General features: G+C 68.7%; 24 protein-coding genes and 2 tRNA genes. 17 read left to right on the top strand and 9 right to left on the bottom strand.

Features of this window, described 5'->3' with window-relative positions; all coding sequences use genetic code 11:
- Positions 1-15: 15 nt before the first annotated feature.
- The 11 genes from CQ047_RS05550 to CQ047_RS05600 all read left to right on the top strand — a co-directional run bounded on the left by CQ047_RS05550 (position 16) and on the right by CQ047_RS05600 (position 10,012).
- A complete protein-coding gene (locus CQ047_RS05550; RefSeq protein ID WP_105673292.1) occupies positions 16-1,059 on the top strand; it encodes a 3-isopropylmalate dehydrogenase in 1,044 nt (347 codons plus the stop codon).
- A gap of 61 nt (positions 1,060-1,120) precedes the next feature.
- Positions 1,121-2,221: a branched-chain amino acid aminotransferase gene (locus CQ047_RS05555; protein ID WP_105673293.1), complete on the top strand. Its 1,101-nt coding sequence runs from the start codon at positions 1,121-1,123 to the stop codon at positions 2,219-2,221.
- A gap of 119 nt (positions 2,222-2,340) precedes the next feature.
- Positions 2,341-3,108: a fumarylacetoacetate hydrolase family protein gene (locus tag CQ047_RS05560; protein ID WP_105673294.1), complete on the top strand. Its 768-nt coding sequence runs from the start codon at positions 2,341-2,343 to the stop codon at positions 3,106-3,108.
- The gene (locus CQ047_RS05565) at positions 3,105-4,361 is read left to right on the top strand and encodes an MFS transporter (RefSeq protein ID WP_105673295.1); all 1,257 of its coding nucleotides are present in this window, start codon (positions 3,105-3,107) and stop codon (positions 4,359-4,361) included. Before CQ047_RS05560 ends, CQ047_RS05565 begins: the two co-directional genes overlap by 4 nt.
- The gene (locus CQ047_RS05570; RefSeq protein WP_105673296.1) at positions 4,358-5,122 is read left to right on the top strand and encodes a class I SAM-dependent methyltransferase; all 765 of its coding nucleotides are present in this window, start codon (positions 4,358-4,360) and stop codon (positions 5,120-5,122) included. Before CQ047_RS05565 ends, CQ047_RS05570 begins: the two co-directional genes overlap by 4 nt.
- A gap of 53 nt (positions 5,123-5,175) precedes the next feature.
- A complete protein-coding gene (gltX, locus tag CQ047_RS05575) occupies positions 5,176-6,681 on the top strand; it encodes a glutamate--tRNA ligase (protein WP_105673297.1) in 1,506 nt (501 codons plus the stop codon).
- A gap of 95 nt (positions 6,682-6,776) precedes the next feature.
- A tRNA-Gln gene (locus CQ047_RS05580) sits at positions 6,777-6,848 on the top strand.
- A 93-nt stretch (positions 6,849-6,941) separates the two neighbouring features.
- The gene (locus CQ047_RS05585) at positions 6,942-7,559 is read left to right on the top strand and encodes a DUF4304 domain-containing protein (RefSeq protein WP_105673298.1); all 618 of its coding nucleotides are present in this window, start codon (positions 6,942-6,944) and stop codon (positions 7,557-7,559) included.
- Complete coding sequence (locus tag CQ047_RS05590) at positions 7,556-7,918, top strand: bleomycin resistance protein (protein ID WP_105673299.1); 363 nt, start codon at positions 7,556-7,558, stop codon at positions 7,916-7,918. The genes CQ047_RS05585 and CQ047_RS05590 overlap by 4 nt, the downstream gene beginning before the upstream one ends.
- Before the next feature lie 464 nt (positions 7,919-8,382).
- Entirely contained in the window at positions 8,383-9,327 is a 945-nt protein-coding gene (locus CQ047_RS05595; RefSeq protein ID WP_146114272.1) for a hypothetical protein, read from the top strand.
- 43 nt (positions 9,328-9,370) lie between these two features.
- Complete coding sequence (locus tag CQ047_RS05600; protein ID WP_105673301.1) at positions 9,371-10,012, top strand: hypothetical protein; 642 nt, start codon at positions 9,371-9,373, stop codon at positions 10,010-10,012.
- Between the two features lie 22 nt (positions 10,013-10,034).
- Here the strand turns inward: CQ047_RS05600 and CQ047_RS05605 are convergent, their stop codons facing one another.
- Together CQ047_RS05605 and CQ047_RS05610 are read right to left on the bottom strand one after the other, a co-directional pair.
- Complete coding sequence (locus CQ047_RS05605) at positions 10,035-11,132, bottom strand: serine hydrolase (RefSeq protein WP_105673302.1); 1,098 nt, start codon at positions 11,130-11,132, stop codon at positions 10,035-10,037.
- A 66-nt stretch (positions 11,133-11,198) separates the two neighbouring features.
- Complete coding sequence (locus tag CQ047_RS05610; protein WP_146114273.1) at positions 11,199-12,110, bottom strand: hypothetical protein; 912 nt, start codon at positions 12,108-12,110, stop codon at positions 11,199-11,201.
- 98 nt (positions 12,111-12,208) lie between these two features.
- On the opposite strand from CQ047_RS05610, the gene CQ047_RS05615 reads away from it, so the two are divergent.
- Positions 12,209-13,450, top strand: a complete 1,242-nt coding sequence (locus tag CQ047_RS05615) for an MFS transporter (RefSeq protein ID WP_105673375.1) — start codon at positions 12,209-12,211, stop codon at positions 13,448-13,450.
- 6 nt (positions 13,451-13,456) lie between these two features.
- Here CQ047_RS05615 and CQ047_RS05620 read toward each other — a convergent pair whose 3' ends face one another.
- The gene (locus CQ047_RS05620) at positions 13,457-14,278 is read right to left on the bottom strand and encodes an SDR family NAD(P)-dependent oxidoreductase (RefSeq protein WP_105673304.1); all 822 of its coding nucleotides are present in this window, start codon (positions 14,276-14,278) and stop codon (positions 13,457-13,459) included.
- A 140-nt stretch (positions 14,279-14,418) separates the two neighbouring features.
- Between CQ047_RS05620 and CQ047_RS05625 the strand changes: the two genes are divergently transcribed.
- Both CQ047_RS05625 and CQ047_RS05630 read left to right on the top strand, forming a co-directional pair.
- Positions 14,419-14,913 (top strand): hypothetical protein, encoded by a 495-nt coding sequence (locus tag CQ047_RS05625; RefSeq protein ID WP_105673305.1) that lies wholly within the window; start codon positions 14,419-14,421, stop codon positions 14,911-14,913.
- Between the two features lie 89 nt (positions 14,914-15,002).
- The gene (locus tag CQ047_RS05630; protein WP_105673306.1) at positions 15,003-15,962 is read left to right on the top strand and encodes a DNA topoisomerase IB; all 960 of its coding nucleotides are present in this window, start codon (positions 15,003-15,005) and stop codon (positions 15,960-15,962) included.
- A gap of 63 nt (positions 15,963-16,025) precedes the next feature.
- On the opposite strand, the gene CQ047_RS05635 is transcribed toward CQ047_RS05630, so the two are convergent.
- Together CQ047_RS05635 and CQ047_RS05640 are read right to left on the bottom strand one after the other, a co-directional pair.
- A complete protein-coding gene (locus CQ047_RS05635) occupies positions 16,026-16,883 on the bottom strand; it encodes a 3-hydroxyacyl-CoA dehydrogenase (protein WP_105673307.1) in 858 nt (285 codons plus the stop codon).
- Between the two features lie 57 nt (positions 16,884-16,940).
- Positions 16,941-17,363 (bottom strand): MarR family winged helix-turn-helix transcriptional regulator, encoded by a 423-nt coding sequence (locus CQ047_RS05640; RefSeq protein WP_105673308.1) that lies wholly within the window; start codon positions 17,361-17,363, stop codon positions 16,941-16,943.
- Positions 17,364-17,497: 134 nt separating this feature from the next.
- Here CQ047_RS05640 and CQ047_RS05645 point away from each other — a divergent pair, with 134 nt between their 5' ends.
- Positions 17,498-17,797: a DUF4190 domain-containing protein gene (locus tag CQ047_RS05645; RefSeq protein ID WP_105673309.1), complete on the top strand. Its 300-nt coding sequence runs from the start codon at positions 17,498-17,500 to the stop codon at positions 17,795-17,797.
- A 12-nt stretch (positions 17,798-17,809) separates the two neighbouring features.
- Positions 17,810-20,293, top strand: coding sequence for an aminopeptidase N (gene pepN / locus CQ047_RS05650; RefSeq protein ID WP_105673310.1), 2,484 nt, complete (start codon positions 17,810-17,812; stop codon positions 20,291-20,293).
- On the opposite strand, the gene CQ047_RS05655 is transcribed toward pepN, so the two are convergent.
- Both CQ047_RS05655 and CQ047_RS05660 read right to left on the bottom strand, forming a co-directional pair.
- Positions 20,290-20,814, bottom strand: coding sequence for a GNAT family N-acetyltransferase (locus tag CQ047_RS05655; RefSeq protein ID WP_258132501.1), 525 nt, complete (start codon positions 20,812-20,814; stop codon positions 20,290-20,292). The genes pepN and CQ047_RS05655 overlap by 4 nt on opposite strands.
- Positions 20,811-21,449: an MBL fold metallo-hydrolase gene (locus tag CQ047_RS05660; protein ID WP_105673312.1), complete on the bottom strand. Its 639-nt coding sequence runs from the start codon at positions 21,447-21,449 to the stop codon at positions 20,811-20,813. Before CQ047_RS05660 ends, CQ047_RS05655 begins: the two co-directional genes overlap by 4 nt.
- A 156-nt stretch (positions 21,450-21,605) precedes the next feature.
- Here CQ047_RS05660 and CQ047_RS05665 point away from each other — a divergent pair.
- Positions 21,606-21,678, top strand: a tRNA-Glu gene (locus tag CQ047_RS05665).
- A gap of 121 nt (positions 21,679-21,799) precedes the next feature.
- Here CQ047_RS05665 and CQ047_RS05670 read toward each other — a convergent pair.
- Both CQ047_RS05670 and CQ047_RS05675 read right to left on the bottom strand, forming a co-directional pair.
- Entirely contained in the window at positions 21,800-23,041 is a 1,242-nt protein-coding gene (locus CQ047_RS05670; protein WP_105673313.1) for an MFS transporter, read from the bottom strand.
- Entirely contained in the window at positions 23,041-23,589 is a 549-nt protein-coding gene (locus tag CQ047_RS05675) for a helix-turn-helix domain-containing protein (protein WP_105673376.1), read from the bottom strand. The genes CQ047_RS05670 and CQ047_RS05675 overlap by 1 nt, the downstream gene beginning before the upstream one ends.
- Positions 23,590-23,684: the final 95 nt, after the last annotated feature.

Genomic DNA, 23,684 nt, shown 5'->3' on the forward strand with positions numbered 1-23,684 from the left:
CATGCAAGGAGTGTCATGTCGCGTGTCGTGAAGCTGGCCGTCATCCCGGGTGACGGCATCGGACCCGAGGTCATCGCCGAGGCGGAGAAGGTCCTCGACGCCGTGACCGCCGCGAGCGATGTCACGTTCGACAAGACCCGGTTCTCGCTGGGAGCCGCGCGCTTCCTGGAGACCGGCGACACCCTGACGGACGACGACCTGTCGGCGATCGCCGCACACGACGCGATCCTCCTCGGCGCGGTCGGCGGCCAGCCCGGAGACCCGCGCCTCAAGGACGCGAACATCGAGCGGGGGCTGCTGCTGCGCCTGCGGTTCACGCTCGACCACTACGTCAACCTGCGTCCGTCGAAGCTCTTCACCGGCGCCCCCGGACCGCTCGCGAACCCCGGCGACATCGACTTCGTCGTCGTGCGGGAGGGCACCGAGGGGCCGTACGTCGGCAACGGGGGAGCGATCCGCACGGGAACTCCGCACGAGGTCGCCAACGAGACCAGCGTGAACACGGCGTTCGGCGTCGAGCGCGTCGTCCGCTACGCCTTCGAGCTCGCCGAGCGCCGTCGCAAGAAGGTCACGCTCGTCCACAAGACCAACGTCCTCGTGCACGCGGGCGCCATCTGGCAGCGGATCGTGAACGAGGTCGCCGCTTCGCACCCGGACGTAGAGGTCGACTATCTGCACGTCGACGCCGCGACGATCTTCCTGGTCACCGACCCGTCGCGGTTTGACGTGATCGTCACCGACAACCTGTTCGGCGACATCCTCACCGACCTCGCCGGCGCGGTCACCGGCGGCATCGGTCTCGCCGCGTCGGGCAACATCAACCCCGACGGCGCCTTCCCCTCGATGTTCGAGCCGGTGCACGGCTCCGCGCCCGACATCGCCGGCCAGCAGAAGGCCGACCCGACCGCGGCGATCCTGTCGATCGCGCTCCTGCTCGACCACCTCGGCCTGGCGGAGGAGTCGGTGAGAGTCAGCGCGGCCGTCGAGGCCGATATCGCGGCGCGCACCGGCGCCCGCAGCACGGCGGAGATCGGCTCCGCGATCGCCGCGCGCCTCTGAACGACAGGCGTAGGCTGAAGCAGCGCGATGATGCGCCCACCCACGAGGAACGGATGACGACATGACGACGATCGACACCGAGGCGACCGTGGCTCCGCTGGAGTTCGCGGTCACGAAGAACCTGAACGCGGCGACGCCGGCGAGGGTCGCCGAGGTCCTGGAGAACCCCGGCTTCGGCGTGGTGTTCACAGACCACATGGTCGACATCTGCTGGTCGGTGAACGGCGGCTGGCACCGCCCCCGGGTGCAGCCCTACGGCCCGATCCCGCTCGACCCCGCAGCCTCCGTGCTGCATTACGCGCAAGAGATCTTCGAGGGCATCAAGGCCTACCGTCACGCCGACGGGTCGATCCACACGTTCCGCCCCGATCGCAACGCAGCGCGCCTGCAGGCGAGCGCCCGTCGCCTGGCGCTGCCGGAGCTGCCGACCGAATACTTCATCCAGTCGCTGCGCGAGATCATCGCCGTCGACGGCCGCTGGGTTCCGTCCGGCGCCGATCAGAGCCTGTACCTGCGCCCGTTCATGTTCGCCAAGGAGGCCTTCCTCGGTGTCCGCGCGGCGCAGAAGGTCGCCTACTACGTGATCGCGAGCCCCGCCGGGGCGTACTTCTCCGGTGGTGTGAAGCCGGTGCGCATCTGGCTGTCCGAGGACTACGCGCGTGCGGGCAAGGGCGGCACGGGCAAGGCGAAGACCGGCGGCAACTACGCATCGAGCCTGCTCGCGCAGAGCGAGGCGAGCGCGAAGGGCTGCGACCAGGTCGTGTTCCTGAACGAGAACCGCTACGTCGAGGAGCTCGGCGGCATGAACGTCGTGTTCGTCTTCAAGGACGGCCGCGTGGTCACGCCCGAGTCCGACAGCATCCTGGAGGGCATCACGCGCGACTCGCTGCTGCAGCTCGCGGAGGATCGCGGCTACACCGTGGAGAAGCGGCCGATCTCGATCGACGAGTGGCGCCAGGGCGTGGCCTCCGGAGACATCGTCGAGGTCTTCGCCTGCGGCACCGCCGCGGTCGTCACGCCGATCGGCGCGCTGGTCGGAGAGGGGTTCGACGAGCCGCAGCCCCTCGGCGAGCTGGCGCTCTCCCTGCGCGAGGAGCTCACCGAAATCCAGTACGGCCGCCGCGAGGACCGTCACGGCTGGCTGGTCCGTCTGGACGCCTGACGCCGCTCGCGCCCCGAGCGCGCCGCATCGCCGAGACCCCCGTCTGCCCCACCGGGCCGGCGGGGGTCTCGACGTCGGTCGGGGTCTCGAAGAGGAGCGCGGCTGGCTAGGCTGAACGGGTGAAGATCGCACGATTCAGCCACGACGACGCCATCATGTACGGGATCGTCGACGAGTCCGACCTGGTCGTGCTCGCCGGTGACCCCCTGTTCACGGGATACGAGACGACAGGTGCCCGCGTGCCGCTGGCGGATGCCGCGCTGCTGGCTCCCGTGATCCCGCGCTCCAAGGTGGTGTGCGTCGGCAAGAACTACCACGACCACGCCGCCGAGATGGGGGGAGTGGCGCCGGAGGAGCCGCTGCTGTTCCTGAAGCCGAACACGGCCGTGATCGGTCCGGGCGACGCGATCATCCGGCCCGCGCTGTCGCAGCAGACGGAGTACGAGGGCGAGCTCGCCGTCGTGATCGGCAGGGTCGCGAAGAACGTGAAGGCGGCGGACGCGCTGAACCACGTGCTCGGCTACACGATCGGCAACGACGTCACCGCGCGCGACCTCCAGCGCAAGGACGGCCAGTGGTCTCGGGCCAAGGGATTCGACACGTTCTGCCCTCTGGGCCCCGTGATCGAGACCGACTTCGACCCGGCATCCGCCACCATCGAGACCCGTGTGAACGGCGAGGTGCGTCAGCATGCGCCGCTGACCGACATGATCCACTCCGTCCCTGCGATCATCGAGTACGCCTCCGCGGTGTTCACGCTGCTCCCCGGCGACGTGATCCTCACCGGGACTCCGGCCGGAGTCGGCGCCTTCGGGGCGGGCGACACGGTCGAGGTGGAGATCACCGGCCTCGGCATCCTGCGCAACTCCGTCCGCGACGCGCAGTGACCACCCTCACGCCCGAACGACAGGTCGAGGTCCAGCGCCGCACGGTCCTCGTCCTGTCGCTCGGTCAGGTGCTGGGCGGCATCGCGTTCGGCGCCACGGTCTCCCTCGGTGCGCTGCTCGCCGCAGACCTCTCCGGCAACGACGGCCTCTCCGGACTCGCCACCGCGTCGGTGACGCTCGGCCCTGCGCTGTGCTCGATCCCGCTCGCCCGCATGGCGGCACGGTTCGGGCGCCGTCGCGCGCTGACCCTCGGCAACGTGTTCGCGCTGACCGGCATCGCGATCGTCGTGCTGGCCGTCGCGCTGCGCATCTTCCCACTGCTCCTGCTGGGCACCCTGACGATCGGGGCGGGCAACGCAGGCAACCTCCAGTCGCGGTTCGCCGCGACCGACCTCGCGGCGCCGCAGCATCGCGGCCGTGACCTGTCGATCGTCGTGTGGTCCACCACGATCGGAGGAGTGGCTGGGCCGCTGCTGCTGGGGCCGGGCGAGGTCGTGGGGCACGCGCTCGGGATGCCGCCGCAAACGGGCTCGTACGCCTTCTCCTTCGTCGCCCAGTGCGCCGCGCTGATCCTGTACCTGGTGGCGCTGCGCCCCGATCCGCTGCTGGCGGCGCAGAAGCTCGCCACTGCAGCCGCGGCCGCGGCGGCCGGGATCGTCAGGAAGGACAGCCCCGTCGTCGCGCGGTACGCGATCTTCGCGGTCGCGGGTTCTCACGTGGTGATGGCCTCGGTGATGGCGATGACGCCCGTGCATCTCTCGCACATGGCGCACGCGATGCACGGCATGGAGACCACGCCCGCCGACGTCTCCGCGCTCGTCGGTGTCACGATCGCTCTCCATGTGGGAGGCATGTACGCGCTGTCGCCTCTCTTCGGCATCCTCGCCGACCGCTGGGGTCGGCTGCGCGTCGTCCTGCTGGGGCAGGCGCTGCTGGCCGGAGCCCTCGGGTTCGCCGTCTTCGCGAACGATCAGGCGTGGGGCGTCATCGTCGCTCTGATCCTGCTCGGCCTCGGATGGAGCGCGGCGACCGTCGCGGGTGCGGCGCTGCTCACGGAGGCGAGCGCCGCCGAGCTGCGCACGCGTCGGCAGGGACGCAGCGACTCGCTCATGAGCCTGTCCGCTGCGGCGGGGGCGGTCCTCGCCGGGGTGATCCTGTCGAACTTCCAGTACGCGGGACTCGGGATCGCGGCATCCGTCATCGTGGTCGCGATCGTCGTGATGTCGCCGTTCGGCCGCTCCGGTTCGCGATGAAGGACTGGGCGGGCGTCGGGGAGGCCTACTCCGCCTCGTATGCGGCGCTCTGCGCCGGCACGCTGCCCGTCATGAGCGCGATGCTCGGGCCGGCGGTCGGTCGCGACCTGGTCGATGTGGGTTCCGGTGACGGCACCCTGGCGGCCGCGTGGGCGGAGCAGGGCTGGAGCGTCACGGCCTGCGAGCCGGAGGAGACCATGCGGAGCGAGTCGCTGCGCCGGCATCCGCACATCCAGACCGTTGCGGGGCGGTTACCGTCCCTCCCGTTCGACGACGAGGACTTCGACGTGGCCGTCGCGAATTTCGTGCTCAACCACGTCGACTCGCCGCGCTCCGCCGCGGCCGAGCTGCGCAGGGTGAGTAGGGGCGCCGTCATCGCCTCGATCTGGACGCGCTCGCCCTCCTGGCTGTGGGCCGAGGTCACGGAGCGGGCCGGTGTGGTGCCTCTGGCCGGAGGGCGCCTCGCCCCGGAGGAGGAGTTCGAGCGCACGCCAGAGGGCTTCGAACGGATGCTGCGCGAGGCTGGCCTCGCTGCACTCGATGTGGCAGAGCACACCTGGGTCTGGAAGGCCGATCCCGGTGCGCTGTGGACGTCGGTGGAGGGCGGTGTGGCGGGCGCCGGTGCGCTCTACGCCTCTCTCGGTGCCGCGGACAGGGAGCGCTTCCGCCACGCGTTCGACACCGTGGCGGCCGAACGCGTCATCGATGACCTGCTGCCACTGGAGCACTCCGCGGCGATCGCGGTGAGCGCGGCCCGCTGAGCCCGCGGAGCAGACGGGGAGACGGCATCCGCTCCCGGTAGAATCGAGGGGATATGGCTACTCCTCACCCCCTCACCACGACCGCCAGCGGTGCCGACGTCCGCGTCCGCTTCTGCCCCTCTCCGACCGGCCTGCCGCACGTCGGCATGGTGCGCACCGCACTCTACAACTGGGCGTACGCCCGCCACACCGGCGGCAAGATGGTGTTCCGCATCGAGGACACCGATGCGGCCCGAGACAGCGAGGAGAGCTTCCGTCAGCTCGTCGACGCGCTCACCTGGCTCAAGATCGACTGGGACGAGGGCGTCGAGGTCGGCGGCCCGCACGAGCCGTACCGCCAGTCGCAGCGCCACGACATCTACCGCGGCGTGATCGACAAGCTCGTCGCGAGCGGCGCCCTCTACGAGAGCTATTCCGACGCCGCCGAGATCGATGCGCGCAACGAGGCCAACGGCCGCGCCAAGCAGCTCGGCTACGACAACTACGACCGCGACCTCACCGAGGAGCAGAAGGAGGCGTTCCGTGCAGAGGGCCGTCAGCCCGCGCTGCGTCTGCGCGTCCCCGATGAAGACCTCACCTACGTCGACCTGATCCGCGGCGAGGTCACCTTCCCGGCCGGCTCTTTCCCCGACTTCGTGGTCGTGCGCCCCAACGGGGTGCCGCTCTACACGTTCGTGAACCCGGTCGACGACGCGCTCATGGGGATCACCCACGTGCTGCGCGGCGAGGACCTCATGCCGTCCACCGCTCGCCAGCTGGCGCTGTACGCGGCTCTCATCGACGCGGGTGTGACGACCTTCGTGCCGCGCTTCGCGCACATGCCGCTCGTGCTGGGGGAGACCGGCAACAAGAAGCTCTCCAAGCGCGACCCGCAGGCCGACCTGTTCCTGCACCGTGACCGCGGCTTCATCCACGAGGGTCTGCTGAACTACCTCGCGCTGCTCGGCTGGTCCATCGGCCCCGACCGCGACGTCTTCTCGCTGGAGGAGTTCACGGCGGCCTTCGACATCGTGAACGTGAACCAGAACCCGGCGCGCTTCGATCAGAAGAAGGCGGAGTCGATCAACGGCGACCACATCCGGATGCTGGAAGTGAAGGACTTCGCCGAGCGGACGATCCCGTACCTCGCCGCCGCCGGTCTGTTCGACGAGCCGACGCACGAGCAGCTGGTGCTGGCGTTCCGCGCCGCGCCGCTCGTCCAGGAGCGCGTGCAGCTGCTGGGCGAGGTGCCGGGCATGCTCGGCTTCCTCTTCACCGACGAGATCTCCTACGAGGCCGATGCGCTCAAGGGCCTCCCGGCGAACGCCGCCGAGGTGCTCGACGCGTGCGTCGCCGCGCTCGAGCCGGTCGAGGAGTTCACGCCCGAGAAGATCCAGGACGCCCTCGCGACCGCACTCGTCGAGAACCTGGAGCTCAAGCCGCGCGTCGCCTACGGTCCTCCGCGCGTCGCGATCACGGGCCGCCGTGTGTCTCCGCCGCTGTTCGAGTCGATGGAGCTGCTCGGCAAGGACGAGTCGCTGCGTCGCCTTCGCGCGCTGTCGTCCTCGCTCCAGAGCTGACGACGCGCCCGGGCGGTGTGCCGGAGCGGCCGTTTTGGCGTTCGGCCACCGCTCGGGTAAGCTTGAATCTCGGTGCGAGGCTCAGGTTTCGCCCTTGGGGTATGGTGTAATTGGCAACACGGCTGATTCTGGTTCAGTTGTTCTTGGTTCGAGTCCAGGTACCCCAGCACGATGAAAACCCCCGGTCACCCGGGGGTTTCATCGTTTCTCGGACGGGGTCTGATCGCTAAGCTGAACCGCAGACGAACCGGGGGTGCTTCATGGATCGCAAGACCATCGCGAGCGAGCTGCGCAGGCAGTTCTTCCCGCTGCTCACCGCTGCCGGGTTCGCCCGCATGGGCGACGTGCTCCGACGCGAGCTCGACGGTCCCGTCGTGCACGTCGTCGAGGTGCAGCACCGCCCGCGCAGCGCGGTCTTCCAGATCAACATCGGCGCCCACCTGCCGGCGCTCGGGGGTGTCGCCGGTGGGGATGCCGTTCCGGTTGCGTCGATGCGCGAGTACGACTGCGCGTGGCGCGGTTCGATCGTCTCCGGCTTCCGCAACTCCTCCGACGCCGAGTTCGCGTACGGGCGGACGGATGCCGAGGCGTCCGAGTCCGTCGCCTTCCTGGTGTCGGAGTGGCAGAGGCAGGCGGACGCCTTCTTCGGACCGCTGAGCGACTTCCCCGCCGGCTTCCATGAGCAGGCTCGCCGCTCTTCGGACGGGGATCTCCATCCGGCGCAGCTGCGCACCTGGGCGCGCGTCGCGCTCCTGGTGGGGGATCGGGGGCTGGCGCGTCGGATCGTCGATGTGGCTCTCCCGCGAGTTCCGGAACGGGCGACAGCGTTGCGCGCGGATCTCGAACGGCTCCTCGCCGAGAACGAGGGTCAGGCATGAATCGGGACCGCGCCGTTCCGAACCTGCCGTCGCGGGACTTCCCGGCGACCAGTCGCTTCTACGGGCGGATGGGCTTCCGCGAGACGTTTCGCGACGACGGCTGGCTGATCCTCGAACGGGATTCGGTCGAGCTCGAGTTCTTCCCGTACCCCGATCTCGACCCCCAGTCGAGCTCGTTCCGCTGCAGCATCCGCGTCGCCGACCTCGACGACCTCTGGGCCGCGGCGACGGGGGCAGGCATCCCCATCGCGCAGACGGGGTTTCCGCGCCTGCATGGGCCCCGGCTGGAGAGCTCGGGGCTGCGCATCGCCTATCTCGTCGATCTCGACGGCACGCAGCTGGCTCTGATCGAGACCTGACGACAGTCGGTCGCGTGAACCGTGACAATGGGGTCGTCGGGTGATGAGCGACATCTTCGGTGATCGCAGCCGTCCCGCTCGATAGGATGCGGCGACGAAGTACTTCGTCTCCAGGACCAGGACGGGGCCAGATGAGCAGAAAGACGGTTGTCTCCGGGCGTGTCGGAATGCTCGCTCTCGGACTCGCGTGCGGGGCTCTGCTGTTCATCACGACGGGCTGTGCACCCGTCTCTACTGCCGAACGGGTGGGGCCGACGCCTTCTGCGTCGGCGTCACCGACGTCTGCACCCGTGCGGTGCGCGGATGACGAGGGCACGGAGCAGGCCGAACCGGTGGATCCGCTTCCCACCGCAGCACCGGAGGTCGACCTGCTGCCGCAGTTGCCGATGGACTCCGAACAGAAGCGGTGGACCTGGGGGCCCGATCGGCCGAAGTTCACATACTGCCATCCGGCCGGAGCACCCGTGATCAACTCGATCGTGGACGACTCGCACGACATCGATGAGACCGCTTTCTACTTCTTCAGGGCTCCGGGGTCCGAAACGCAGCTGCGCAACGTGGATCTTCATGCGGGGGACACGTTCGCGGCCACCGTGTACTTCTGGAACGACGTCGCTGAGAACATCACCGAAGGCGCCACGACGAATGCGCGGATCTCCCTCGACTTTCCACAGTCGGTGACGAGCAATGCGCAGTCGCGTGCGGAGATCTGCGCCGACAATACGATCCCCCGATGCGTGTGGATGACTCTCGCGCTGAGGACTCAGGAGAACGAGACGCTGCAACTGAAGGTGCGCGAGGACTCGGCCGTTATGCAGGTGGGCGGACAGAGTCATCCCGTCGACTGGGAGCGTCTCGTCAGCGCCGAAGGACTTCCCGTCGGGTGCGACGGCTTCGACGGCGTCCTCGACGGCACGAACGCATGCAAAGGCGCGATCGTCTTCGAGGTCGAGGTGGGTGCGCCAGACGCAGAACTGTCTGTCAGCACCTCGACCAGTTCTTACGACAAGAGGATCCGCCCGGGAAGCCAGGTACGCACGACCGTGACCTACTCGAATCCGGCTGACGAGGGCGGAACTGAGCCGCTATACCTCGGAGTCATCTCGTCACCGGGGTTCGAGCACGGATCGGACAAGGTGGAGATCAGCACCTGGGACGCGGAGTCGATGGCATGGAGCAAGTGGGAGGTTCTCACCGGGAAGATCTCGGAGCCGTCGGGATTGCGGTGGATCATCGTCCCCGACAGATACCGGTCGGCCGAGCGCATATCGATAGCCGTCGCTTTGACTGCCAGCACGTCGGAGGACTTCGAGTGCGGGGGCCGATGGGCGGAGGTTCGCGGGTACGCCTCGTACGACGGCGTCGTCCAGATGGTGCCGACGACGCTGACGATCGATGCGATCTGTTGAACGGGGATGGAACGCCGTGCATCGGCGTGCAGGGAGGCCCGCGATGACTCGCCGTCCGTATCGTGAACGTCACATCCGGCTGTCCCCGTCGCGGCTGCTTCGAAAGGGTGTCGAGCAGAAGACAGAACCGGCGGCCCCATGGAAGCAGTTCTTCCATGACGGCAATTGGAGGTTTCAGGCGGGCATCTTCGCGATGGCCTTCCTTGCCCTCCTCTGTGCGGTCATCGCGTTGATCGTCTCGATCGCTTTGACATCCTGGTCCGCAGAGGTGGCGACGGATATCTCCGTCAACGAGCGTCGAAACGCGGCCGATCAACGGTGTGTCGACAGCTTGATCGTCCTCAGGGGAAGCCTCAGCGAGTTGACTGCCGGGTACTCGCTGCGCCCGCTGGACCGCGACTCCAGGCTCCTCGACTGGGGCAAGGCAAAGCAGTCCCTCGATGCGGTCTCACTGGCCTGCAGCTCGGAGGTGATCGGCGAATCCGCGGTCGCCCGCCACTACGCACTCCTCCTCGCCGACTTCGAGGACGAGTATCTACGTGCTCCTTCAGGGGAGTGGGACGGCTGCGCAGCGACGCAGTTGCACGAGTTCGCAGGCATCCTCACGCTGAATGTCCTGGACATCGCCGGGAGCAGCGGACGGCTGCGAGATCTCACCGACTCCGCGCAGACCTGCGCGGGCTGATAGGGGTCGTCGCGCGGCGAGGTCAGCTGAGGTCTGCGAAGAGACCCATTACCTGCGCGCCCATCTCGACCTGCGTCAACACGACGCGGAAGGAACCGTCCGCGTCGATGTAGAAGTCGGTGCCGAGTCCGCCCGACCACCCGTAGCGGCCGCGGCGGGGGCCTTCGGTGTGCACGACGACGCCGAATCCCCACCCCATGCCGTCCCAGAATCCCGGGAAGAAGCTGTCCGGGGTCTTGACCGACGCGGGCACCTGATCGCTGCGCAGCTGCGCAGCCAGGTCTTCGCTCAGGAACGTGTCGTCTCCGATTCGCCCGCTGTTCGCGAGCATCGTCGCGAACGCCGAGTAGTCGGCGGCCGTCGAGACGAGTTCGGCGTGACTGAGGTCGAAGGGGGCGGGCGCCACGTAGAAGCCCGCGCCGGCCGGCTCGATCTCGATCAGGCCCTGCTCGTCATCGTGGCGGTGGGCGGCAGGAAGTCGATGGGCCTTCTCGGCCGGGACGGTGAACCCCGTGTCGATCATCCCCAGCGGCTCGAAGACATCGACCGCGAGGTGCTCCTCCAGCGGCCGACCCACGAGGCGGGACAGGAGGATGCCGAGGATGCCGAACGAGTGGTGGTAGCGCCACCCGTGCCCAGGCTCGCACATCAACGGTAGGGTCGCGAGAGCGTCGAGCCAGTCCTGCGCACCGAGCTCGACGGCCTCCTGCCCGGCCTCCGTGCGGTTCGCGACCATCGCGTCGTGCAGAGGACATGGTGTGGTCGTCATTCCGTACCCGGAGGTGTTGGTGAGCAGATGCCTGACGGTGATCGGCCCCACTGCCGCGACGACGTCACCCAAGGGCGACTCCGGGGTGCGGAGCACGCGCCGGTCGCGCAGTTCAGGGAGCCAGTCGTGCACGGCGGCATCCAGGTCGAGACGTCCGTCCTGCACGAGTCGAAGAGCGGCGACGGCGACGACGGGCTTCGTCATCGACTGGATCCGCACGATCGCGTCGGGGGAGAGGTCGCCCGACGAGGTGATCGCGATCGACCCGGAGCGGTCGCCGTCGGCGACGACGATTCCCGGAGCCGTGCCGCGTGCGATGTGGCCATCCAGGGTGTTCTGCAGTTCCGACATCGGTCCTCGTCTCCGTCGCAGTCAGCGACTCCACAGTAGGTGCAACCGCTGACCCGCGGGGTGCCGCTATTTGCACTCTCCGAGGAAGCCCAGGTAGCAGACGGCCTTGTGCGTCACGGCCGGCTTGTCGTCGTTGTTCGACACCTGCCTGGTCGAGACCTCCTCGGTACGGTGGAGGCTGCCCCAACCGCCGAGCGTCGCCACGATGAAGTCTCCCGTGTCCTCGGCCCTCATGCGATCGATCTCGGCGAGGTAGTCACTGCAGAGGGAGGTCGCGGTGTCGGTCAGGGTGACGCCCGCGCAGTTGGCGTCGTACTGCGCCGCCATCGCGTTGATGCAGTCGGTCCAGTCCTGGTCGACCCAGCAGGGGTCCACCGTGTCCATCGTGACGTCGTAGCTTCCGGTCTTGTACTCCTCGCTGTGGAACGTCTCGGGCTGCGCCGCCACGTCGGTCTTGACCCAGTGCCGCGCGGTCACGAGCGCGAAGACCACCACGAGCACGGCGATCAGGATCAGTGCGAACAGGATCGAGAGCGTGACCCAGAGCCCGACGCGCGACTTCTTCGCAGGGGCTTCCGCGGGCGATGCAGCGTAGTCGGGGTACGGAGACGCCGCGGCGTAGGCGGTCGGCTGCTGCGGATCGTGGACGGCGGTGTCGTGGATCGGGAGAGTCTGCTGGACGTCGCCGGGGAAGGGCGCAGGGGTCGCCTCGTACGGCAACGTGGCGGCATGCTGCGGCTCGGGCGACGGCGCAGGCTGCTGCGTCGTCTCAGGGGCGGGCGTCGGCTGCGGAGCCGGTGCAGGCGCGGCAGGCGGGGGCGGGGTCTGCGGGAGCGTGGAGAGCCAGTATCCGTACCAGTTCTGCGCGGATGCCGGATCGGCGACGACGAGCTGGGCGTCGGCGTCCGACAGCTGGATCCCCAGCGCTGCCCGCTGATCGGCGTTCAGGAGTGATGCGCGGAAATCCTCGAAAGACATGGCCATACTCAGGATGATCTCAGACAGGGGACGGCGTGGACAATCCGGCGTGGTCCGAGAATGTCCCCGGCATCCGGAAGAATGCACGGGTGGTCGGAATGAGAAGCTTCTGGAACGCCCTGCCCGTCGAGGGGCGGTGGCTGCTGTCCACCGTCGCGATCCAGACGCTCGGACGTGGGCTCACGCTGCCGTTCACGATCATCTATCTGCACGAGGTGCGCGGGTTCGACCTTGGCTTCTCCGGCGCGCTGATGAGTCTCATCGCCATCACCGGTCTCGTCGTGACGGGGCCGGGAGGCACGCTGATCGACCGCATCGGGGCGAAACGCGTCCTGATCGTCGGGCTTCTCGCCATGATCGCCGGCTGCGTGCTGCTCGCCTTCGCCACCCACCCGGCGGTCGCGACGGTCGCGGTCATGCTGATCGGTGTGAACTTCGGCGTCTCGTGGCCCGGATTCAACGCCCTCATCGCAGCCGTCGTCGACGGGGAGGTACGCCAGCAGTACTTCGGCGTCAACTTCGCCCTCGTCAACCTCGGGATCGGGGTCGGCGGCGTGATCGGCGGTTTCTTCGTGAACGTCGACGACCCGGGCACGTTCACCGCGATCTTCCTCGCCGACGCGCTGTCATGCCTCATCCCGCTCGGCCTGCTGCTGGGCCCGCTGCGCAACGTCCGCACGCACTCGGAAGAGTCCGACGGCGAGGCGAAGTCCGGCGGGTATCGCGAGATCCTGCGGCGTCCGGCCGTGCTCTGGCTCACGCTTCTGACGTTCATCTCCGTGTTCATCGGCTACGGCCAGATGGAGGCGGGGTTCCCGGCCTTCGCGCGGCAGGTCTCCGGCGTCTCCACGCAGGTCGTGGGCTTCGCGTTCGCCGTCAACACGGCGGTGATCGTGCTGCTGCAGTTCGCGGTGCTCAAGCTCATCAACGGCAGGCGACGCACCCGCGTGATGCAGGTGATGGCGCTGATCTGGGCGGCGTCCTGGATCATCCTCGGCGCCACGGGCTTCCTCCCCGGTACGCTCGCGGCGGCGATCGGAGTGATCGCATACATGGGGGTCTTCGCGTTCGGCGAGACCATGCTGCAGCCGACCGTCCCCGCGATCTACAACGACCTCGCCAGCGACAGGACGCGCGGACGCTACAACGCGATCAACGCGGCGGCGTTCCAGGGCGGCGCGATCACGGGGCCTCTCGTCGCCGGGGTCATGCTCGGTGAGGGGCTGGACGGCTGGTTCATCGGCGTGATGGTCGCCGGCGCGTTGATCGTCTGCCTCCTCGCGCTCGCGCTCGAGCGGGTCGTTCCGCAGGCGGCGAACGGCGTGACCGTCGACGCGTGACGGAGATCAGCCGATCCAGGGTCGAGTGAAACCGAGGACGCGTTCGCCGTCGGCATCCGCCAGCGAGGTGCTCACGAAGGCGGTCGCACCGGGTGAGGTCTGGGTGCGGAACCGGAAGTCCTGCGCGGTCGCCGCGTCGGCGATCGCGACCGCGGCGCTCTCCGCGGACTGCGCGTTGGCGAACGCACCCGTGGAGCGCGCGATGTACGCGGCGAGCAGCGGAGTGTACGGGCCCGCATCCGAAGGCCGTTCCACATTCGCGACGAACTCGCTCGCGACCGCCGCCGGCTCGATGACCCCGACCTGGACGCCGAACCGCTCGGCGACCACCGCGAGGGACTGCATGAAGCCCTCGACCGCGAACTTCGCGCCGCAGTAAGCGTCGGCGAACGGCTGCCCTACGGCGCCCCCGACGCTCGTCACCGTGAGGATCCTCCCTCGACCGCGCTCGCGCATGCCGGGGAGCACCAGCTTGGTGAGGTTGACCGGCGCCAGGTAGTTGACCTCGAGCTGGGAACGGATCTGCGACATGGGCAGCAGCTCCGCGGTGCCGACGTTGCCCTGGCCTGCGTTGTTGATGAGCAGGTCGATGTGCCCGTGGTCGCGCGTCACGGCGTCGACGAGCTCTGCGGCGGCGGCATGGTCGACGACGTCGAGTGCGCGGATGTCGAGGTCGACACCCGCGGCGGCTGCAGCGGCGCGAAGACGATCCGATCGTCCGGTGTCGCGCAGGGTCGCGACGACCTGCAGCCCTCGTTTCGCGAGTTCGACGGCGGTGAACAGGCCCATGCCTGAGGAGGTTCCGGTGATGAGGGCGACGTCGGTCATCCGCACAAACTAGCACCGCAGCCGATGGCGGCCCAGGGGAGGTCCGATGAACCGTCTGAACGAGGTGCCGTGCTCCGGCATCCGCTGATCTCCATCGTTCGGACGATGGGGGAGAGGTCGGCCCGGAATAGGCTTCGCGTATGCCTCTCGAATCCCTGTTCCTCCGCCTGGACCGCATCGCGGGCGGGCGTCAGGCCGGCTACGCGATCGACGAGGGGGACCGGACGCACCCTCGGACGCGACGCGCGTTCACCTGGATCATCTGGCTGCTCGTCGTCGAGCTGGTGCTCGGGGTGGGGGCCGTGGTCGTGGCACTGATCCTCGCGACGCAGGGCGAGCCCGTGCCGTTCTCGGTGTGGATGCGCACGCTGGTCGTGCTCGCGATGACGGCGACCCTGTTCTACTTCGCATGGCGGGCGTCGCTCGGATGGCGCTGGGCGTATCTGCGTCTGAGGCTGTTCGCCCAGATCTTCCCCGTGATCACCCTGGTGCTGGCGGCGATACCCGGCCTGTACCCGCTGTGGATGGTGACCGAGCAGATCGTGTTCAGTCTGATCATGATCGGCATCGCCGACTTCCTCACGAGTGATCACATGCGCGCGGTCTTCGCCGCACCCGAGAAGCGCGGCGCCTAGCACGACCTCTCGCTGCGCGCCACGCCCTTCACGGCGCCCGGGAAGACGGGGCAAGGTCGACCGGAGGAGCTCGGGCGGAGGGAGCGCGCATGGTCACGCTGGTGCGGGTCGTGCCTGGAGAGGACCCCGGGTTCCGCAGAGTGCGTGCGGGGCGCGGGTTCCGCTATCTCGACGCGCAGGGCGAAGCGGCGGGGGATGAGGATCGCACGCGCATCCGCGAGCTCGTGATCCCGCCGGCCTGGACGGACGTCTGGATCGCCGCCGACGCGCACGCCCACATCCAGGCGGTGGGCGTCGACGACGCGGGACGGCGGCAGTATCTCTACCACCCGCTGTGGCGCACCCGCCGTGATCGTCGCAAGTTCTCCCGAGCGCTGATGCTGGCCGAGGCGCTGCCGCTGGCGAGACGGCGCGCGACCGGGGCTCTGCGGGCCGAGGGTCTCACGCGCGAGCGTGCGCTTGCCGTCGCGTTCCGCCTGCTCGACGACGCGGCGCTGCGCATCGGGTCGGAGCGCTATCTGAGAACGCACGGAAGCCGAGGGCTCAGCACCCTGCAGCGGCGGGACGTGCGGGTGGACGGCGCGAGGGTGTCTCTCCGCTTCCCCGCGAAGAGCGGTCGGGTAGCGGCGATCGAGGTCGACGACGCCGACCTCGCGGACGCGATCGAGGAGTTCTCCGCCGGATCGCCTCGCTCGGCGCTGCTCGCCTATCGCAAGGGGCGTCGACGCGTCAGGATCACGTCAGGCGAGATCAACAGCTACCTGCGGGAGATCGCCGGCGCCGCGTACTCGGCGAAGGACTTCCGCACGCTCCACGGCACGATCCTCGCCGCGGACGCTCTCGCGAGGATCGGGGTGCTCGACGCGCGTCAGGAGCGACGACGGGCCGAGAGGCTCGCCGTGCTGGCGACGGCCGGAGCGCTCGGGAACACCATCGCGGTGGCGCGGGGGAGCTACATCGACCCGCGGGTGTTCCGAGAGTACGCGCGCGGCAGGACGCTCGACCTGTCGGTGGCACCCGAGACGGCGATACGCCGACTCCTCGGCTGATGCGCGTCGGGCCGGTCGTCGCACGATATGCGACGACCGGCCCGACGGAGCGGATGCCGCGACTCAGCTCTCCCGAGGGTACGTGTAGAAGCCCTCGCCGGTGGCGATGCCCAACTTGCCCTTGTCGATGTACTGCTCCTTGAGCAGGTCCGCGAAGCGCTGCTGCTTCTCTCCGCCCATTCGGGAGATGTTGTACGCGGTCGTGAGGCCCACGATGTCGTAGATCTCGAACGGCCCCTTCGGAGCTCCTGTCCCGATGCGCCACGTGGCGTCGATCGCGGCGGGCTCGGCGATCCCGTCGACGAGAAGCTCAGCGCCCGCCTGCAGGAACGGCACCAGGAGCGAGTTCAGCAGGTAGCCCGCCTTCTCCTTCTTGATCTCGATCGGGACCATGCCGATCTGCGCGGCGAACTCGACGACCTCGGCGTAGACGGCGGGGTCGGTCGCGGGGGTGCCCATGACCTCCGCCGTGTTGTGGGCCCAGATCTCATTGGCGAAGTGGAGGGCGAGGAACCGGTCGGGGCGTCCTGTCGAGTCCACGATGTCGCTGGGCAGCAGCGTCGAGGAGTTGGTCGCGAAGATCGTCTTCGCGGGGGCCGTCTCGGCGAGGGTGCGGTAGATGCTCTTCTTGAGCTCCAGGTTCTCGGGAACGGCCTCGATGATCAGGTCCGCGTCACGCGCCGCGTCGGCGAGATCCGAGGAGAGCCGGATGCGGCTGATCGCCGCGTCGGCGCCGCCGTCGGCCGCTCCCGCGACGCCGTCGGCGGTGTAGCGGGCGGCGAGGCCGCGGAACCGGTCGGCCGCACGGTCAAGCGCAGGCTGATCGATGTCGTAGGCGACGACGTCGAATCCGTGGAAGGCGGTCTGGAACGCGATCTGCGATCCGAGCACGCCGGTGCCGAGAACGGTGATGTTCTTCATTTCTCTTCCTTCTGTTGCGACCTCGTGGGTCTCTGGGGCGGCCATGTCGGCCGGAGTTCAGGCGTCGCCTCGATCGAATCGCTCGAGGTCGTGCGCGAAGCGGGACACCTCGGCATCCGTCCAGCGGGCGAGGTGCTGGTCGATGATCTGCTGGAGGGCTCCGAGGGTGCCGCGATACGCATCCATCCCCTCGGGTGTGAGTTCGAGCGGGCGCCCTCGGCCGGACGGAGGAGCGGTGTCGCGCACGATACCGAGCGCGATGAGTCCGGCCAGCTGCCGTGACACCGTCGAGCGGTTCAAGCGGAACATCCTGGCGATGTCGATCGAGCGGATGCCGGGCCGCTCGGCGATGGCCATCACGATCGACTGATCGGTGATCGAGAGCGGGGCGTCGCCGAAGCTCGCATCGACCAGACCGCGGCGGGAGATCGCGACGAGGCTGCGCAGGACCGTCGCACTGTCGTTCTTCCTGCTGTCCATATCGACCTCCTGTTGTCTTATGCAACGCTACGCGCGTATGTTGCATTCCGCAACTGAGGGATTGTCGCAGGACCGCGACAGGACTGCGACAGCGGCGCGACCACGAGCGGTGCTCTCGTTCGTACGCTGGAGGCATGACCACACCTGCTGCGCCGGTACCGCCCGCCGCCCCACAGAACCCCGCCGTCCCGGCGCCTCGACCGACCAACGGTCTCGCCATCGCGACCCTCGTCCTCGGCATCTGCGGATTCGCGATCCTCCCGGTGGTCCTCGGGCACATCGCCCTCCGCCAGATCCGCGAGCGCGGGGATGCCGGCGCCGGTCTCGCGATCACGGGACTGGTGCTGGGCTACCTCGCGGTCGCCGGCTGGATCATCGTCGGCATCATCGCCGCCGTCGCGATCGCGGGAGGAATAGCCTCCGGCGTCAGATGACAGGATGGAGGCATGGACACAGCCAACCTCACCCGCGAGGAGACCGCAGCGCGATCCGCAGCGGTCACCGTGCGCAGCATCCGCGTCGAACTCGACCTCACGGGAGCGCCGGAGCGCGCCCGCACCGGATTCCCGACGAGGACGGTCGTCGAGTTCGAGGCGACGACGGGGGAGACCTGGCTGGACTTCATCGGGGAGTCCGTCGATCGTGTCGAGCTCAACGGCAGCGAGGTGGATGTCGACTTCGACGGCGCGCGCATCCGACTGCGTGGTCTCTCTTCGACGAACGTCGTGATCGTCGACGCCGTCGGCGCCTACAGCCGCTCCGGGGAGGGGATGCATCGTTTCCACGACCCCGTCGACCAGCACACCTACCTCTACACGCAGTACGAGCCGGCCGACTCCCGTCGTGTCATGGCGTGCTTCGAGCAGCCCGACATGAAGGCGTCCTACACGTTCGTGGTGGACGCTCCAGCGGGGTGGGAGGTGCTGTCGAATCAGTCCCCGGCGAAGGTCGACGTCGGCGTCGGCGTCCAGCGCGTCGAGTTCGCTCCGACCCTTCCGATCTCCAGCTACATCACGTCCGTGGCCGCCGGTCCTTACGCGCGCGTCGACGGCGAATGGGCTCGCGACGATCAGCGCATCGAGCTGGGGGTCTTCGCGCGCCGCTCGCTCGCACAGCACCTCGAATCGGACGAGATCCTCGAGATCACGCGGCAGGGGCTCGACTTCTTCACCGACGCGTTCGCGTACCCGTACCCCTGGGGCAAGTACGACCAGATCTTCGTGCCCGAGTACAACCTCGGCGCGATGGAGAACCCCGGCCTCGTCACCTTCACCGAGTCGTATCTCTCCCGCGGGGCCGCGACGGACGCGCAGCGCGCGGCTCGCGCCAACACGATCCTCCACGAGATGGCGCACATGTGGTTCGGCGATCTCGTCACCATGAAGTGGTGGGACGACCTGTGGCTCAAGGAGTCCTTCGCCGATTACATGGGCTCCCATGCCTCGGCCGCCGCCACCCGGTTCCACGACGCCTGGGTGAAGTTCGCCGCCAATCGCAAGGCGTGGGCGTACCAGCAGGACCAGCTGCCGACCACGCATCCGATCGTGGCCGACATCACCGATCTGGAAGCGGCGAAGCTGAACTTCGACGGCATCACCTACGCCAAGGGCGCTGCGGTGCTCAAGCAGCTGGTCGCCTTCGTCGGTGACGACGCGTTCTTCGAGGGCGCGCGCAGGTACTTCGCCGTAAGCGCCTTCGGCAATACGACGCTCGACGACTTCCTCGTGCAGCTGAGCGATGTGTCAGGGCGCGACATGAGGGGATGGTCTCGCGCGTGGCTGGAGACGTCCGGCGTGTCGACGCTCCACCTCGAGACCGACGCCGACGGACGCAGGGTGCTCGTGCAGAGCGATGCGCGCCCGCATCGCCTTCGTGTCGGGGCGTACGGCTGGAACGACGGCCGACTGGTGCGCATCGGGCAGACGGCGCTCGACATCGCCGAGGAGCGCACGCCCTTCGAGCTGCCGGCTGCGGAGCTCGTCATCGTGAACGACGACGACCTGACCTATGCGAAGGTTCGGCTCGACGAGAAGTCGCTCGCGACCGTCGCATCCTCGCTGTCCTCCGTGGAGGATCCCCTCGCGAGGGCGCTCCTCTGGTCGTCGCTGTGGAATGCGACGCGAGACGGCGAACTGGATGCCGCCCGCTACCTGGCGATCGTGCGTGATCATGCCCCCGGTGAGCCCAACGTCGGACTCCTTGCCGGGATCCTCGCCAACGCGGCGTTCGCCCTCCGCCATTTCGTCTCGGATGCGCGTCGCGATGAGGAGCAGCGCGCATGGACCGAGTGCACGTGGAGCACGATGAGCGCGGCCGACGCGGGAAGCGACGCGCAGCTCTCATGGGCACGAGCGCTCGCGGCGGCATCCGTGCTGGACGACGCCCGTCACGTCGAGGTGCGCGCGATGCTGGACGGCGAGTCCCCGGAGGGCCTGACGATCGATCCCGACCTACGCTGGCAGCTGCACATGGCACTGGCGGCCACGGGGCACGCCACCGCAGACGACATCGCCGCCGAAGAGCAGCGCGACGACACGGGGAGCGGCCGTACGGCGGCGCGACGTGCGCTGGCATCGCGTCCGAGCGCCTCGGTGCGCGCAGCCGCCTGGGATGCGGCCTGGAACGATCTGACCCTCAGCAACGATCATCTCGATGCGTCGATCGGCGGGTTCCGTGCCGGTGGGCGCCGCGACCTCATCGCAGAGTTCGACGAGGAGTACTTCTCCCGCATCGCCGATGCATGGCGTACCCGCAGCATCGAGCTCGCCCAGCGGCTCGTGGTCGGACTGTTCCCCGCGACGGAATCCCTCGACCTCGTCGACGCCTGGCTCGCACAGAACGAGGACGCGCCGGCGGCGCTGACCCGGATCGTCGTGGAGCAGAGGGACCACCTCGCCCGCGACCTGCGGGTACGGGCGGCGCAGAGCTAGACGGGCGACACGTCCATCCCCATGACCGTGCGAACGATCCAGGGGTGGGCGTGATCGTCAGCGATGTGCGTCATGCCGAGGTTCTCCGCGACCCCGCGGGACGCGCCGTTGTCAGGATGGATGATCGCGGTCAGCACGCCGGGCGCGAACTCCTGACGGAACAGCTCGACGCACGCGAGAGCGGCTTCCGTCGCGTATCCCTTGCGCTGCTGATCCCCGCGGACGTGATAGCCCACCTCGCGGACAGGCACCGCGTTGTACGACTGCCAGGTGATCCCGCAGTCGCCGATGAACGCGCCGTCGTGCGTCTCGATGATCCAGAGCGCATGTCCGTGCTCCGCGTACCCGAGCTGCATCCGCTCGATCCAGTCGAGGGACTCGGCACGGCTCTTCGGCGCCGGGTAGAACGACATGACCTCAGGGTCTCCGAGCAAAGCCGCCATGTCGTCGAGATCGTCGAGTTCCATCTCACGGAATCGCAACCGCGCCGTCGGAGCCGGCAGAAGACGTCTGACGCTCACAGGTCGAGGGACTCGCCCGGCTCGAGCACGAAGAACTCGCCGCCGTTCTGCTCGGTCGCCCACTGCAGGCGCTGCCGGTGCATGGTCTTCCCAGCGACCGAGAGGGTCATGTCGTGGGTGCCGAAGGCGCGACGGGGCTTCACGGCCAGGACGTAGTCCATCGCCTCGCCGATCTTCAGCCAGGGGGCACCCAGCGGCGCGGCCAGAGTGCCCACCTCGACGCCCTCCGGGATCGCGTAGGAGTCGCCGGGGTAGTAGAAGTCGTCGTTCACGAGGACTCCGACGTTCTCGACGAGGGGGAGGGAGGAGTGGATCACCTCGTGCCGTCCGCCGAAGAACCTGAGCGTGAACTGTCCTGCCTGGACGGTGTCGCCCGGAGCCACCTCGGTGATCTCGTAGCCGTCCGCGGCTCGTGCGACGCCGGAGGGAGCGAAGATCGGCGTTCCCGGTGCGGCGCGCAGGATGCGATCGAGGTGCTCGGGCGTCCAATGGTCTGGATGCTCGTGGGTGACCACCACGGCGACGAGATCACCGAGGTCGTCGAGGGGAGCGGTGAACGAGCCCGGATCGACCAGGAGGGTCTCGCCGTTCTCGTCTATGCGGAGGGTGGCATGTTCGTACTTCGTGACGCGCATGGGATGAGTCAACTCCTGTTCCGCGTCGGGGGCAAACCGGATTCGCGAGCGTGCGCCACGCCCGGGAATCTGGTCGGTGCGGCCCCGATTTGGCGACGCGAGAATCGTCGTGGCATACTTGAACAGTTGTCGCGGGACGGAAACGCTCCGCAAGACGGCCCCATCGTATAGCGGCCTAGTACGCCGCCCTCTCACGGCGGTAACGCGGGTTCGAATCCCGCTGGGGTCACACAACACACGAAAGCCCTCGGTTCTCCGAGGGCTTTCGTCGTCTCCGGGTGGAGTGCTCCTGCGTCGGTCTCTTCTCCGTCCGGGTGGGCGTCGTCGCGTGACGGGGATGCCGTGGCGCCTCACGCCGCCGCGGGGCGGAGCGACAGGGCACGGAACAGCGGATTGCGCAGCGGCAGGATCATCAGCGCCATCATCCCTCCGCCGAACAGGGCGAACGGCAGCCACAGGGCCGACGACGACGCGATCAGCCCGAAAACGGCCATGGCGAGCGGCATCAGGCAGTCGTCGCCGAGCCGGGTCAGCGCGCTCATGCGACCGAGATAGGCCGTGTCGACGGTCGCCGAGAACGTCGCGCTGAGCAGGACGGAGGCGTACCCCGCCGTGCATCCGATCACGAATGCGGCCGCGGCGACCGACCACAGCGGGCCGAGGCCCAGAGCGATGATCGCCGCGCCCTGCACGACGAGCGCCCAGAACCCGCCTCGCGCCTCTCTGCGCGGTCGCCAGCGTGCCACCGAGATCGCGCCGAGCGCGGCGCCGAGTCCGAGGAGCGCCTCGAAGAGCCCCACCGCCTGTGCACCCCAGTGCTGCTCGTGGGCGCGCAGAGCGAGTCCGATGCCGACGGCGGGGCCGACGGCCAGATTCAGACCGGAGAGCGCCAGCACCAGGGTGCGGGTCGTCGCGTTCTGCCCCAGGTGGGCGAAGCCCTGAGCGATGCCGCGCAGCGCCGACTCCCTGGGCGCTCGAGCGAGGGCGAAGCGCGGCCGCAGCCAGATCGCGATGAACGCGACGACGAGTGTGAAGGTGAGCGCGTTCGCCGTCGCGCTCCCGCCGAGCCCGGCGTGCGCCACCAGCACGCCGCCCGCCGCGGCGCCCGCCATCGTGCCGAGGCGGGAGGCGGTCTGCGCCACGGCGCCGTACGCAGGCAGATCCGATGGCCGCACGAGCTGCCGCGCGATGGTGCCAGCCGACGGCTCGTAGAAGGCGTCGCACACCCCGAACGCGATGGCAGCGAACAGCAGCACGGCGATGGAAGGAGGTTCCGCCAGGACCCACAGGGCGACCGCGATCAGCACGACGACGCGCAGCGCGTTGAACAGCATCATCACTCTCCGCGCGTTCGCCCTGTCTGCGAGCACGCCGCCGAAGACCAGGACGAGCGCGCGCGGCACCGTGCCCGCGGCGACGACGAGCCCTGCGACGGCGGGAGAGGCGATCTGCACGGCCGTCCATGCGAGGGCGATGCTCCACAGCGCGTCTCCGGCGTCGGAGAGGGCTTTGACGCCGATCCAGGCGTGAACACGGGCGTCGCGCCGGAACTCGGGAGGTTCGACGAGCTGGCGAGGCTCTGCCGTGGTCATCAGGGCTCCGTGGGGAACGCGTGGGCGAAGAAGAAGACCGGCGCGCGCTCCTGGCCGTCGTCGAGGTCGATCGACTCCTGCCACTCCCGCAGCGTCGTGAGCAGCCTGGCACTCAGATCGCGCAGTTCGTCGGGTGAGGCCCACGCCGTCGTCTCGGTGTTCGAGCCGTCGTAGGCGGCCATCGCGGGATCGCCGTGCCTGCGGTGCCAGCGCTGCAGGCGTTCGATCTGCATGCGGATGCCCTGGCGCTGCGCCTCGCGAGCGAGGAGGGCGTCGGCGGGGGAGTCGGCGAAGTCATCCGCCGACCACGTCAGCCCTCTGCGCGCGAGCTTCCACCAGCTGGTCCGCCTGTCGCCGGTCGGGTCGTCCGTGCGTTCCACGACTCCTGCACGCTCGAGCATCCGGAGGTGGTGGCTGATGCTGCCCACCTGGCTCTGGAGCGTGCGGGCCAGCGTCGTGACCTGAGACGCCCCGTAGAGCAGCAGATAGTCGTAGATGCGCCGGCGCAGCGGGTGATGCACGGCGGTGATCACGGAGATGTCTTCCACGGGATGCAACGCTAGAGGCGGATGCAGAGACGCACAAGACTTCTTGTATACCCCGGAAAGACAACGAAGAAGCCGCCCCCGCCCGTGCGGGAACG

This window comes from Microbacterium sp. MYb72, from assembly GCF_002979415.1.
In the GTDB taxonomy this organism is placed as follows: Bacteria; Actinomycetota; Actinomycetes; order Actinomycetales; family Microbacteriaceae; genus Microbacterium; species Microbacterium natoriense.